Here is a 13,221-nt window from a genome sequence, read left to right as displayed (position 1 = left end):
GTGCTGCGCAGCATGACGGCCCGGGTGCGCGCCGCCATCTCCGTCCTCCTGGTGCTGTTCCTGGCCCTTGTGCTGGTCCAGCTCGTCGTCGGGGAGCGGCTCCAGGCCGCCCAGCAGCAGCACACCGAGCGGCTGGGCGACGCGCGCACCGCCAACCGGGCCGTGCTGCAGAACATGACGGACGCCGAGACCGGGGTACGCGGGTTCCAGCTCACCGGCGACCGCGAGTACCTGGGGCCGTACGAATCCGGGAAGGTGGCCGCGTTCGTCGCCTTCGACCGGGTCGCCGAGCTGTCCGCCGACGACGAGGTGCGCCGCTGGCTGACCGCCGAGCGCACGGCCGCGGCGCACTGGCTCTACGCGTACGCGATCCCGATCGTGAACGCCGGGGTCGCCGACCGGAACGACGCCCTGGCCGACCGGGGCAAGCGGGCGTTCGACCGGATCCGGCTGACCAACGCCTACGTCGAGGACGCCCTGCGCGCCGAGCAGCAGTCCGTGACCGCGGCCGACCGGTCCCGCATCCGCTCGGTCCAGATGCTCTTCGGCGGCCTGGCCATCCTGTTCCTGGCCGTCGCCATGGTGATGGCCGCGGTGCACCAGCGTCACCTCCTCGCTCCGCTCGAGGACATCCGGCGCACGCTGCGTCGGCTGGCCGCCGGCGACCGGTCGGCCCGGGCCGTTCCGTCGGGTACGGCCGAACTACGCGCCGTGATCGGAACGCTGAACGACCTGGCCGCCGAGACCGAACGGCTGCTCGCCGCCGAACAGGCCCGCGGGGTACGCCACGAGCTGCGTCAACAGGTCGCCACCGAGCTACGGCGCCCCGGGGGCGCCCAGGTGACCGCGGCCCGGGTGGCCGAGATGCTGGGCGCGTTCTTCGGCGCCGCCGTGGTGCACGGGCGGGTCGCGGTCGAGCCGGGCGCCGGCGTCAGCGTCCGATGGCCGGACGCCGCCGAGCCGCTCGCCCCGGAGATCGTGGCCGCGGTACAGGCCGGTGCTCCGGGCGAGCCGGCCCTGGTCGCGGACGTGCCCGGCGGCCTCGCGGTGGCGTTGCCCGGTGACGCGCAGTGCCCGCCCGGCCTGCTGTGTCTGGCGCGCCCGGACCGGCCGGACTGGACCGACGAGGAGCGGCGGCTGCTCGGCACCCTGGCCCGGGAGGTCGAGCACGCGATCCGCCAGCAGCGCCTGCACATCCGCCAGGCCCGGCTGATCAGCGAGCTGCAGACCCTGGACGAGCGCAAGGACGCCTTCGTGGCGACCGTGACGCACGAGTTGCGTACCCCGCTGACCAGCATCCTCGGCTACACCGAGATGCTCACCGACGACGATGACGACCTCACCCCGCCGCAGCGGCGCGGTCTCGGCGCGATCCTGCGCAACGCCCTGCGGCTGCGGGACACGGTCGCCGACCTGCTGCTGCTCGATCCGGGCGCGCAACGGGCGGGCGGGCCGTCCGTACCCGTGGATCTGACCGCGCTGACCACCGCCGTGGTGGCCGACGTGGCCCCGGCCGCGCGGGCGAAGGGCCTGCTCCTGACCCTCGATGAGGCGGCGGGGCCGGCCTGGGTGGCCGGCGAGCCGGACCGGCTGGAACGCGCGGTGCGCAACCTGCTCGACAACGCGGTGAAGTTCACGCCTTCCGGGGGACGGATCGTCTGCCGGGCCGGCGCGGAGGCCGGGACCGCGACCGTGGAGATCAGCGACACCGGCATCGGGGTGCCCGCCGGCGACCTGCCCGGGCTGTTCACGCCGTTCCACCGGGGCGCCAACGCGATGGACCAGGCCGTACAGGGCTCCGGGCTCGGGCTGGCCATCGTGCACGCCATCGTGACCGAGCACGATGGCGCTGTGGCCGTACGCTCCGTATTGGGCGGGGGAAGCACCTTTACGGTGAGTATTCCCGCGCTGGCCGAAATTTCTTCCGCCGAACGGGAACCGATCGGGCCGTCGGCTGCGAATCAGTAGCAGACACGTCGTCGTCTGCCCGGGGAGCGAAGTCATGAAGCGCATGAGCCCGTTGGCCATCCTGCTGGCCGGCATCAGCGTCGCCGCGGTGCTGCTCGGCGCCGGCTGGCAGTGGAACCGGATCGCCGGCGTGCCCGCGGCCTCGGTGATCGCCGGCGCCTCGCCCACCCCGGAGGTTCCCGGCGACGGTGACGCGCCGGTGCCGGAGGACAGCGCGACCCCGCCGAACGGCAACGGTGGCGAGGCGCCGCCGCCCGTGGCCAAGGAGCCCCTGGCCCAGCGCAAGCCGCTGACCGGGACCTGGGCCGGGCACCTCAAGGAGGGCTCGCTGGCCGTCGCGGCGAAGAACGGCGCGGCCATCGCCTACCTCTGTGACGGCGACAAGCTGGAGCAGTGGCTCACCGGCACCGCGATCGACGGCAAGCTCGAGCTCAGGGCCGACGACGGGTCGACGCTGACCGGTACGGCGGACAAGAACCAGGCCAAGGGCACGGTCACGGTCGACGGCAAGGCCCGCGACTTCACCATCGAGGTGGCGAAGAAGCCGTCCGGGCTCTACCGGTTCGCCAACCGGGTCCGCGGCGCCAAGGTGGTCGGCGGCTGGATCGTGCTCAAGGACGGGCGCCAGGTCGGCCTGGCCACCGTGGACGGCGTGCCGGTCAAGCCCTCCACGCTGGACGTCACCACGGGCAAGGCCACGGTCGGTGGCGACCCGGTCACGGCGATCCCGGCCGAGGACGCGACGTCATGACCCGACCCGCATCTGCCACCGGCGACGCCGTACGCCTACGATCGGGTGCACCATGGACGACTCCGGGCTGGCGGACCTCTTCGCCAAGGGCGACGAGGACGGGTTCGCCGCTGTCTATACCGCTTTCCGCGGCCCCGTCTACGGCATGGCGGTGACCATGCTGACCGACCGCGGGCTCGCCGAGGAGGCCACCCAGCAGGCGTTCATCTCCCTGTGGCGCGGCCGCGGCCGGTACGACCCGATGCGCGACCTGGCGCCGTGGGTCTTCGGCATCGCCCGCAAGGCCGCGATCGACGTCTACCGCCGGGAACGGCGCGGGCCGGCCATGAGCGCCGTCGAGGTGCCCGAGGTCCCGATCGAGCCCCTCTCGACCGAGCGGCTGTGGGAGGCCTGGCAGGTCCGGCGGGCGGTGGACGACCTGCCCGCCGACGAGGCGGCGGTGGTCCGGCTGGCGCACTTCTACCAGCTCACCCACAGCGAGATCGCGACCCAGCTCGGCCTGCCGGTCGGCACCGTGAAGTCGCGGTCCCACCGGGCCCACCGGCGGCTGGCGGCGGCCCTGGGTTTTCTGCTGGACGAGCCCGCTTCGGCTTCGGGGGCGACAGATGACTGACGACGTGCTCGACGAACGGGCCGCCGCCCTCGAGAACGGTCCGTGCGGGCAGGACGGGGCGATCGCGCGGGTCTCGGGCCTGCTGTCCCACCCCGGAATGTGGGACGCGCCGCCCGACCTTCCCGGCGGGATCGCGGCTCTGATCGCCAAGGCCGAAACCGACTCCGCCCCGGCCTCGCCGGTAGCCCCCCAGGCTCCGGCCTCGCCGGTTGCTCCGCAGGCTCCGCCGGACGACCGGCCGGCCGACATGCGGCCTCCGCGCGGGCCGAGCGCCGACCGGGCGCGGCCCGGCGCCACCCGTCGCCGGCGCCGCCAGTGGGCGACCGCCGCGGCGGTGGCCCTGGTGCTGATCGCCGGCGGCATCGGCGGCGTGCTGGCCACCCGCGAGCGCCCGTCCGCGACCGTCCAACTGGCCGGCGGGGGCGCCCTCCCGCAGGCCCACGGCACCATCCAGATCATCGAGCGCGACGCCGGCTGGCGGCTGGTCCTCAACGCCCAGGGGCTGCCCTCCGCCCCGGCCGGCAGCTACTACCAGGGCTGGGCGGTGAAGGACGGCCAGTACGTCCCGCTCGGCACCTTCCACATGCACAAGGAGGGCAAGGTCGAGCTGTGGTCCGGCGTCCCGCTGCGCCAGTTCCGCCGCATCGAGATCACCAGCCAGCGGGTCGGCGAGGACGACCCGGGCCCGCCGGTGCTGGCCGGCACCCTCTAGCTCGGCTCACTCCAGCTCAGCGGGTCACCACCTCGCGGTGGGTGACGCGGATCGGCATGCCGGCGGCCGGGCGCAGGGTCACGTCGTGGGTGTAGGCGGGCTGCTCGGCCGGGCTCTCGAAGGCGAAGTGCCGGGCCAGGCCGGCCAGCGCGACCACGCCTTCGAGCAGCGAGAAGTACATGCCGATGCAGGTGCGCGGGCCGCCGCCGAACGGGTACCACGCGTACCGGTCGCGGGCCTTCTCGCGCTCGGGGGTGAACCGTTCCGGCTCGAAGCGCATCGGGTCGGGCCAGTGGGCCGGGTGCCGGTGCACGACCCACGGTGAGACCAGCACGTCCGACCCGGCGGTGATCCGGAAGCCGCCGATCTCGTCGTCGGCCACCGCGCGCCGGCCGATCACCGGGGCCGAGGGATAGAGGCGCAACGTCTCCTTCAGAACCATGGTGGTGTACGGGAGACCGAGCGCCTCCTCGGCCGACGGCGTCGCCGCCGGCCCGGACACCTCCGCGCGCAGCCGTTCCTGCACCTCGGGGTGCGCGCCGAGCCGATAGATCGCCGAGGTCAGCGCGGTCGCCGTGGTCTCGTGCCCGGCCAGCAGGAAGACCAGCACCTGGGCCCGGACCTCCTCGTCGGAGAGCGCCTCCCCGCCGTCGCGGGCGTCGGCCAGCAGGCCCAGCAGGTCCGAGCCGGCCGACCCGGGGCCGGACGAGCGCCGGGACGCGATGATCTCGTCGCAGACCTCGAACAGCTCGGCCTGCCCCCGCTGGATCAGCCGGTTGACCGGGACCGGCCAGGAGTGCGGCACCCGGACCGGCATCAGCGCCCGCCGGCGGATCGCCTTGCCCAGCGGGTCGACCCAGCGCTGGACGACCGGCAGCGCCTTGTCCACATCGCGACCGAACAGCACCCGGCAGACGATGCGCAGGGTCAACCGGGTCATCTCCTCGTGCATGTCGACGAGGCGCGTGCCGCCGATCTGCGTGGCGCCGATGTGCGTGGCGCCGATCTGCGGGTCACCGGCCGCGCCGCGCCACTCGTCGGCCAGCCGGTCGGTCTCGGCGGCGAAGATGGCGGCGTACCCGGCGACGCGCTTGTGTGTGAAGAGCGGCTGCAGGAAGCGCTTCTGGCGTTGCCACGTCTCGTCCTGGCTGGTCAGCAGCCCGTCGCCGAGAGCGTGCCGCAGCTCGCCGTAGTTGACGTTGTCCTTGCGGTAGTTGGCCTGGTTGGCGGCGAGCACCCGGTGGGCGGCCTCGGCCGAGAACAGGAACGTCAGCTCCCGGCCGATCCCCGGCGGGCCGACGCGGACCCGCACCACGTCGCCGTGCTGGGCGAACAGCGTCTCGCAGGCGGACAGGAAGCCGGCGCGGAGAACAGGCAGCGAACCGGCGAGGAACGATCCGGGCGCCATCGGGGGACGGTCAGGCACGGCGATCACCTCCGACACCTGCGTACCAGCCCGGGCCCGGTCGCAAAAGGCTGATGTCGGGATCTGCGGGTTACGGACACGCTGCGCACAGGCGAGTCACAGGGGGTGCACAGGCCGCGGGGGTTGGGTAGGTCGTACCCGATCCCCGAGAGAGGTCAAGCCTGATGCACAACCCTGAGGACAATGCGGCGTACGTGCGCCGCGTGCACGACAAGGGGCTGCGGTTCGACATGCGCACGATGTCCCGGCGCAAGCTGCTCGCCGCGTTCGGCGGCGCCGGCACCCTGGCCGTGCTGGCCGCCTGTGGCAGCGAGGACACGCCGTCCACGTCGTCCTCGGCGCCGGCCTCGTCGAGCGGTTCGCTGACCGAGGTCGAGTCGGAGACGGCCGGCCCCTTTCCCGCCGACGGGTCCAACGGCCCCGACGTCCGGACCCTGGACGGGATCGTCCGCAAGGACATCCGCTCGTCCTTCGGCGACGCCAGTGGCACCGCGGCCGGCGTACCCCTCGAATTCTCCCTGGTCGTGAACGACCTGAACGGCAAGGCGGTGACCGGCGCGGCGGTCTACGCGTGGCACTGCGACCGCGAGGGCCGCTACTCCCTGTACTCCGACGGCGTCACCGACCAGAACTACCTGCGGGGCATCCAGGAGACCGACGCCACCGGCAAGGCCACCTTCACCAGCATCTTCCCGGCCTGCTACTCGGGCCGGTGGCCGCACATCCACTTCGAGGTGTATTCGTCGCTCGCCGACGCGACCGACGGTGACGGGCCGATCGTGAAGACGTCGCAGATCGCCCTCCCCGAGACGGACGCCGACGCGGTCTATGCCACCGGCGGCTACTCGGCCTCGGTGCGAAACCTGAGCCAGGTGTCGCTGGCCACCGACAACGTCTTCGGCAACGACTCGGCCCGGACCGAGCTGGCGACGATGTCGGGCAGCGTCACCGACGGGTACCGGGCGACGCTGACCATCGCGATCGACCCGTCCGGCGAGGAGGAGGGCGGCGGCGGCCGGGGCGGCACCCCGCCCGGCGGCGGACCCGGCGGCACCCCGCCCAGCGGCCCGCCCCCAGGGAACTGACTCCGGCCGCCGAGGATATCCACAACGTCAGCGCTCCACGAAGACTCCTACCGTACGGGCCGGCACGGTCAGTGTCCCGGTTGTCCGGTCGGCGGTGGCCCGCCGCACCACCGGGTCGGCCGACGCCGCGAGCACCGGATGGGGGGACACGGCCCGGCCGCGCAGCGCCGGCACGGTCTGGGTGACGGCAGCCGGGGTCGCGTTGAACACCACGGTCACCGACGACCAGCGCCGGTCGAGCCCGCGCCCGTCCAGCCGCATGGTCAGCACGCCGGGCGTCTCACCGGCGCCGGCGAGCGGGAAGGTCAGCCGCTTCTGCACCTCTCTCAGGGTGGACAGCCCGAACACCGGGGACGAGCCGCGCACCTCGAGCAGTTCCCGGTAGCGGGCGCCGGCCCGGCCGATGGTGGCGCAGTCCGGCACCAGGGCCGGGTCGGCCAGGAGCGGTTTCGCGTACGGCCACTTGTCCTGGTTGTCCGGCGCGGGTGGCAGGCCGCGCCCGAAGCCGTTGCCGTCCCGGCAGTCCCAGGAGATCTGGTTGAACCAGTCGCCGGAGTTGAACGAGTTCCGGTCGAGCGACTTCGACCGCAGCCGCTCACTGCCCGTGGTGACGAACCCGGCGCCCTGGCCCAGCGCGGTGGTGGCCAGGGCCAGGGTCTGCATGCGGGCCCGGTCGGTCGCCGTCGTTCCGGTCGGGAGTTTGTAGGCCAGGGCGTCGTACAGGATCTCGTTGTCGTGCGCGTCGACGTAGGTGATCGCCTCGCCCGGCGCCGCCGTGTACCCGGCCGGCGAGCCGTTGTAGTCGACCTGCGCGCCGGTCACGGATTCGCCCGCGGTGCTGACGAAGCGATAGGCCGCCAGGTTGCCGCTCAGCCCGGCCTTGATCTGGTCGTGGTAGCGCAGCAGCCGGGCCCGCTGCTCGGCCGGCGTCCCGTTGACCGGGTCGCCGTTCGGGTCGGTGTACAGCCCCGACGCGAACCCCTGGATGCGCGGGTCGGCGTCGAACGGCCCGCCGCCGCGCACCGCGTCCCGCAGTCGGTCGTTGAACGTGCCGACGCCGGTCCCGGCCATGTTCGCCTGGGTGGCCTGGACGAACCGGGCGTTCCCGGCGACCTCCCCGAAGTCCCAGCCCTCGCCGTAGAGCACGATGTTCCGGCCGTCCACGCCGTCGCGGGCCGGGGTGAGCCGGTCCAGCGCCGCGCGTACGGCCAGGATGTTCGCCTTGGGGTGGTGGCCCATCAGGTCGAAGCGGAACCCGTCCACCTTGTAGTACTTCGCCCAGGTGACGACCGAGTCGACGACGAGCTTGCCCATCATCGCGTTCTCCGGCGCGGTGTTGGCGCAGCAGGTCGAGTTGGCCACCGTGCCGTCGGCGTTGAGCCGCTGGTAGTAGCCGGGCACGATCTGGTCGAGCACGCTGTGTGGATCGGTGCCGGCCGCCGAGGTGTGGTTGTAGACCACGTCCATGACCACGCGCAGCCCGGCGCCGTTGACCCCGGCCACCATCCGGCGGAACTCCCGCGTTCGCGCGGCGCCCTCGGGCTGTGTGGCGTACCCGCCCTCGGGCGCCGTGTAGTGCAGCGGGTCGTAGCCCCAGTTGTAGCCGTCGGTGGCGGCGACCGCGGCCACGCAGGCCTGCTGCCGGTCGGAGTCGGGCGGCAGCGACGGCAGGTCGCAGGGCGGCTGCTGCTGATCTGAGCGGCGCTCGGGGATGGTGGCGAAGTCGAACGCGGGCAACAGGTGCAGGTGGGTCGTGCCGGCGGCGGCCAGCGCCCGCAGGTGTTTCATGCCGGCGCTGTCCCGCCGGGTGAACGCCGCGTAGGTGCCGCGTTCGGCCGCCGGCACCGTGGCGTCGGCGATCGAGAAGTCGCGGATCGACAGCTCGGAGATCTGGGGCTTCGCCGTCGCGGCCGGCTTGACCAGCCGGTGCCAGCCGGGCGGGGCCAGGGCCGGGTCGGCCAGGCCGGCGATCAGGCTGCGCCCGGAGTTCGCCGAGAGAGCCACCGAGTACGGGTCGGTCACCGACGCCGTGACCACCCGGCCCGCCGCGGGCTGCCACGCGGTCACGCGGTAGCGGTAGTAGCGGCCCGTCCAGCTCACCGGTCCGGTCACCGACCACACACCGGTGGCGTCGTCCCGCCGCATCGGGACGATCGCGTCACCGACCTCCGCCTTCACCACCGCGGCGGTCGGGGCCCACACCCTCAGCCGCACGCGGTCCCGTTCGATCGTGGCGCCGAGGGATTGCCTCGAGGCGGCGGCGTAGATGTCGTCCAGCGCCCCGGCGATCTGGGCGCCGGTCGCGGCGAGCAGCCGGCCGTCGGGGTCGCGCTCGGTGATCACCACCTGCCCGCGCAGCGCCCCGGCCACCTTCGCCTGATCGTGGCGGCTCAGCCGGACGGCCGGGTGGTCGGCCAGGTGCGGGTACCTGCGGCGCTGGGCCACGGTCAGCCCGCCGGGCGCCGCCGTCAGGCGCAGGCTGTGCTCGGCGCCGGTCAGCTCGCCGTTCGTGATCGCGATGCCGCCGTTCCGGGCGTACACCAGGTCATAGGTCTTGCCGTCGGTGTCGGTCGCCCAGGCGATCGACGAGCGGTCGAGCCACACGGCCGCCGACCTGGTCAGGTCGGCGTCGGCGCCGGCGCTTGCCTCCGTGGGCGCGGCGGGCAGGACGAGGGCCAGGACGGCCAGGGCGGGTATCAGCGATCTGGGCATCGACATTGATCCCCTTCAACGGGCATCGGTGGATGTCCAGCACGCTATCCGCCGTTTCGACGGGCGAGCAATCCCCTGTGGATAACGTCGTCGATGACGCCCGGTGACCGGGTCCATCCGGGCCGCCGCCGTGCTCGATCCCCTGAACCGGGCGCGCCTCATTTGCGTATCTCCAGGCGGAGGTGGAGTTCGTGATCCTGCTGATGCTCCTCACGCTGGTGCTGGGCGGCCTGGTCGTCTTCGCCGCGTGGTGTGCGGTGCGTGACGGTTTCGGCAAGCACACGGCGAAGGCCAAGGCCACGCCGCGGGTCGAGGTGCTGCCGAGCGCGCCGGGCAGCCTGGAGGGTGTGCTGGCGGCGCAACTCGCGCACGGTGAGATCACCCGTGGCCAGTACCGCCGCGCGATGTCCCAGATCGCGGCTCGCGAGGAGGAACGCCGGCCGATGTCGGTGCCGACGGACGACTGACCTCTTCGCCCCGCTCGACGCTTTCGATCTCGACCAGGCCCAGCCGCTTGGTCGCCCTGGTCATCGCCACGTAGAGGGCGTTGCGGCCACGCGGCCCGGCCAGGATCGCCGCCGGGCCGGCGATCAGCACGCTGTCGAATTCCAGGCCCTTGATCTGGCGTACGCCGAGCACGACGACCCCGGCCGTCAGGTCGGCGCCGGGTCCGTGATTCCTCGTGCCGATCATCTCGGCCATCTCGGCCACCCGGTCGTCCGGGGCGATCACGGCGACCATCCCACCGCGCCCGGCCTCGTGCGCGGTGATCGCGGCGAGCTCACTCCTGGTGACGGTCTTTCGCCATGGGGGTACGCCGGTGGCCCGCACCGATCTCGGGCGGTCGGCGGCGGGCAGCAGTGCGGCGGCGGCGTCCATGATCTCGGCCGGTGTCCGGTAGTTGACAGTCAGCCGGGCCGCGCGCCACCGGTCGCCGACGTGTGGCCGCAGGGCGTCGGCCCAATCGGTGGCGCCGGCCGGGTCGGCGGTCTGTGCCACGTCGCCGGCGATCGTCAGGGACCGGCTCGGGCAGCGGCGGAAGATCATCCGCCAGGCCATCGGGGTGAGTTCCTGGGCCTCGTCGACCACCACGTGCCCGTAGGCGCGTTGCCCGTCGGCGCCGACCAGCTCGGCCGCCTCGTCCAGCAGGGGGATGTCGGCGGTGGTCCAGGGCTGGCCCGGCGCCCGTTTCAGGAGGTCGCACTCGGCCGGGGTGAGGCGGCCGGCGGCGTGCCGGTGCGGGTCGGCGTAGAGGGTCTCCACCACGTGCTCGGGAGAAAGAACCGGCCACCAGGCTTCCGCCGTCGAGCGTACAAAATCATGGTTTTGATCTTGATCGTGGGTTTCGGCCAGGCCGAGCCTGCGCAGGTCGTCCTCCACCGCCTGATCGATTCCGGCCGCGGCGAGCGTGTCCGCGACGTCCGCCTCGATCTGGTCCTCGAGGGCCTGGCGTTCGGCCGAGAGGGCGTCGGCGACGGCCTGGGTGTAGACGGCGCGTGCCCGGTTGTGCGGCTCGGCCCGCGCTTTGGCGACCGCCTCGGGGAAGGGGAGCGTGTCCTGGATGCCGCGCAGGACGTCGGCGAGGAGGTCGGCCATCCGCAGGTCGGCCTTGAGCGTGGCGATCGGCGGGTCGTCGTCAGACTGGGCGTTTTCGGTCAGCGTGGTGAGGGTGACCGCGGTCTCGCCGAGGCCCGGAAGCACCTGGTCGAGGTAGCTGAGCAGGGTGGGGGAGGGCGCGACGACCAGCACGCCATGATCGGCCAGCGCCGGGCGGTGGAAGAGCAGGTACGCGGCGCGGTGCAGGGCGACCGCCGTCTTGCCGGTGCCGGGGCCGCCCAGGATGACCAGCACGCCGTCGGGGTCGCTGCGGATGATCGCGTCCTGCTCGGCCTGGATGGTGGCGACGATGTCGGGCATCCGGCCGGTGCGGTCGGCGTCGAAGCTCGGGCCGGTGTCGATGCCGATCACCCGGCGGCCGTGGGTCCGCAGCAGCAGCCGCGGCGACGTGCCGTCGTAGAACGGGCGGGCCGCTTGCGCGCGCCAGTCGACGAGCAGCGGTTCATCGCCCCGCATCAGGGTGATGCGGCCGACGGCGAGGTTCTCGGTGCGGCCGAAGCACAGCCTGTCCTCGGCCGCCGCCAACCGCGCTCGCCGCGTGATCTGCTCTTCCTTCAGCTCATCCAGGCGTGCGTAGAGCCGGTCCAGGCGGGCCTGTTCGGCCGCGATCTCGTCGCGCATGGCGTACAGATTGCGGCCGAACCGACCGTCAGAAACAGTCTTGTTCTTTCGGGCGGCGTCAGCCGCCACGGTCAGCTCAGGTGCTGGGCGGCGAAACTACGCTCTTCCGAGGGCATCAGGATCCACAGCACCGGGTAGATCAGGATCTGGCTGCCGGGGATGACGAGCAGCGTCACCGCGAAGATCAGCCGGGTGATCCAGGGGTCGAGCCCGAAACGCCGGGCCAGACCGGCGCACACACCGCCGAGGATGCGTCCGTCGCGCGGCCGGCTGAGACCCTGCCGTGCCATCGAGTCGTGGACGGCGTTCATGGTGATCACTCGCTCTCATCTCGTTGTGCTGTTACGTCGATGATGGGCCGGCGAGTGCCCGAGTTTCATCGGGGAAGGCCCCGGTCAGGACCCTGATCTCAGCAGGGCCGCGTTGCCGGGGGTGCCCCTGAGCTGGGCCAGGAAGCGCTGGTACTGGTCCGGGCCGTCGATCACCCGGCGCAGGTGCCCGCCGACGGCCAGCTCGGCCGGCTCCTGCAGCAGCTCGTCGTGCCGGGTGCCCGACTCGCTGACGTCGATGGCGGGGAAGATCCGCGACTCGGCCAGCCCGCGGTCCAGCTTCAGCTCCGCGTTGCCGGTGCCCTTGAACTCCTCGAACAGGAACGAGTCCATCGCCGAACCGTTCTCCACCAGCGCGGTCGCGATGATGGTCAGCGAGCCGCCGTTCTCCAGCGCCCGGGCGGCGCCGAGCAGGCGCTTCGGCGGGTGCAGCGCGGTCGAGTCGAGCCCGCCGCTGAGCGTGCGCCCGCGGCCCGGGGCGGCGAGGTTGTACGCCCGGCCCAGCCGGGTGATCGAGTCGAGCAGCATCACCACGTCGTGGCCCTCCTCGACCAGGCGCTTGGCCCGCTCGACGGCCAGCTCGGCCAGCGCCGCGTGCTCGTGCGGCGTGTGGTCGAAGGTCGCCGCGATCACCTCGCCGCGCACCGAGCGCTCCATGTCGGTGACCTCCTCGGGGCGCTCGTCGACGAGCAGCACCATGAGGTGGATCTCGGGGTGGTTGCGGGTGATCGCGTTGGCGATCGACTGCAGGACCATCGTCTTGCCGGCCTTGGGCGGGGCGACGATCAGCGCCCGCTGACCCTTGCCGATCGGCATGACCAGGTCGATGACCCGGGTGGTGAGCTCGGCCGGGTCGGTCTCCAGGCGCAGCCGGTCCCGGGGGTAGAGCGGCGTCAGGTCGTAGAAGTCGGGCCTGATCTGCGCCGGGTCGTGCCCGTTGACGCTGGTCAGGTCGAGGGTGGCCGGGCGGCGGCCGGTCGTCGTGGCGGTGCCCCGCACATGGTCGCCACGGCGGAGGCCACGGGCGTCGACCGGGATGTCCCGGGGGCCGGGCAGGTAGCCGGCGGCCCGGATCCAGGCGCGGTCGTTGACGATGTCGACCAGCCCGTCGACCTCGATCGTGGTCGTGGACGGGTTCTGGTTCTGTGGGCGCTCGTCGGCGGGCCGGCTGCTCCCACGGCGCCGGGTCGGCGCCTTGGTCTGGGTGGTCATCTTCTGTGGTACTCCAATGGGATTGGTCAGCCCGGCGGCATGCGCGTAACGGCGCTCTCGCTCGGAGCCAGAGGAAAGACAAGGCCGCTGAGAGAGCCTCGTTTCGGAGAGTCGCTGCGGGTCGGTGGTCACCGCGCGATGAGGCCAGGGTAGCGCGTAGGTGGTCGTTCGGCAA

10 protein-coding genes and 1 pseudogene are annotated in these 13,221 nt (G+C 72.8%); 6 read left to right on the top strand and 5 right to left on the bottom strand.

Features of this window, described 5'->3' with window-relative positions:
* From AB0O15_RS31070 to AB0O15_RS31055, 4 genes are read left to right on the top strand one after another with little or no spacing between them, the layout of a single operon-like run.
* Positions 1-1,968: an ATP-binding protein gene (locus tag AB0O15_RS31070; RefSeq protein ID WP_364325631.1), complete on the top strand. Its 1,968-nt coding sequence runs from the start codon at positions 1-3 to the stop codon at positions 1,966-1,968.
* A gap of 34 nt (positions 1,969-2,002) precedes the next feature.
* Positions 2,003-2,719, top strand: coding sequence for a hypothetical protein (locus tag AB0O15_RS31065; protein ID WP_364325628.1), 717 nt, complete (start codon positions 2,003-2,005; stop codon positions 2,717-2,719).
* A 52-nt stretch (positions 2,720-2,771) separates the two neighbouring features.
* Positions 2,772-3,332, top strand: coding sequence for a sigma-70 family RNA polymerase sigma factor (locus AB0O15_RS31060; protein WP_364325625.1), 561 nt, complete (start codon positions 2,772-2,774; stop codon positions 3,330-3,332).
* Entirely contained in the window at positions 3,325-4,044 is a 720-nt protein-coding gene (locus AB0O15_RS31055; protein ID WP_364325622.1) for an anti-sigma factor, read from the top strand. The genes AB0O15_RS31060 and AB0O15_RS31055 overlap by 8 nt, the downstream gene beginning before the upstream one ends.
* Positions 4,045-4,060: 16 nt before the next feature.
* On the opposite strand, the gene AB0O15_RS31050 is transcribed toward AB0O15_RS31055, so the two are convergent.
* The gene (locus AB0O15_RS31050; RefSeq protein ID WP_364325619.1) at positions 4,061-5,470 is read right to left on the bottom strand and encodes a cytochrome P450; all 1,410 of its coding nucleotides are present in this window, start codon (positions 5,468-5,470) and stop codon (positions 4,061-4,063) included.
* A 164-nt stretch (positions 5,471-5,634) separates the two neighbouring features.
* Here AB0O15_RS31050 and AB0O15_RS31045 point away from each other — a divergent pair, with 164 nt between their 5' ends.
* Positions 5,635-6,555, top strand: a complete 921-nt coding sequence (locus AB0O15_RS31045) for an intradiol ring-cleavage dioxygenase (RefSeq protein WP_364325616.1) — start codon at positions 5,635-5,637, stop codon at positions 6,553-6,555.
* 27 nt (positions 6,556-6,582) lie between these two features.
* Here the strand turns inward: AB0O15_RS31045 and pulA are convergent.
* Positions 6,583-9,180, bottom strand: a pseudogene (gene pulA / locus AB0O15_RS31040) (pullulanase-type alpha-1,6-glucosidase); the annotation flags it as partial.
* A gap of 278 nt (positions 9,181-9,458) precedes the next feature.
* Between pulA and AB0O15_RS31035 the strand changes: the two are divergent.
* Positions 9,459-9,734, top strand: coding sequence for a hypothetical protein (locus tag AB0O15_RS31035; protein WP_364325613.1), 276 nt, complete (start codon positions 9,459-9,461; stop codon positions 9,732-9,734).
* Here the strand turns inward: AB0O15_RS31035 and AB0O15_RS31030 are convergent.
* From AB0O15_RS31030 to rho, 3 genes are all read right to left on the bottom strand, one after another.
* Positions 9,646-11,505: an ATP-binding domain-containing protein gene (locus tag AB0O15_RS31030; protein ID WP_364325610.1), complete on the bottom strand. Its 1,860-nt coding sequence runs from the start codon at positions 11,503-11,505 to the stop codon at positions 9,646-9,648. The genes AB0O15_RS31035 and AB0O15_RS31030 overlap by 89 nt on opposite strands.
* A gap of 71 nt (positions 11,506-11,576) precedes the next feature.
* The gene (locus AB0O15_RS31025) at positions 11,577-11,816 is read right to left on the bottom strand and encodes a PspC domain-containing protein (RefSeq protein WP_364326177.1); all 240 of its coding nucleotides are present in this window, start codon (positions 11,814-11,816) and stop codon (positions 11,577-11,579) included.
* Between the two features lie 84 nt (positions 11,817-11,900).
* The gene (rho, locus tag AB0O15_RS31020) at positions 11,901-13,046 is read right to left on the bottom strand and encodes a transcription termination factor Rho (protein ID WP_364325607.1); all 1,146 of its coding nucleotides are present in this window, start codon (positions 13,044-13,046) and stop codon (positions 11,901-11,903) included.
* Positions 13,047-13,221 lie beyond the last annotated feature (175 nt).

It is taken from the genome of Actinoplanes sp. NPDC089786, from assembly GCF_040684855.1.
In the GTDB taxonomy this organism is placed as follows: domain Bacteria; phylum Actinomycetota; class Actinomycetes; order Mycobacteriales; family Micromonosporaceae; genus Actinoplanes.
Note: the sequence above shows the minus strand (reverse complement) of the source record. Positions and strands in the feature narration are given on the sequence as shown.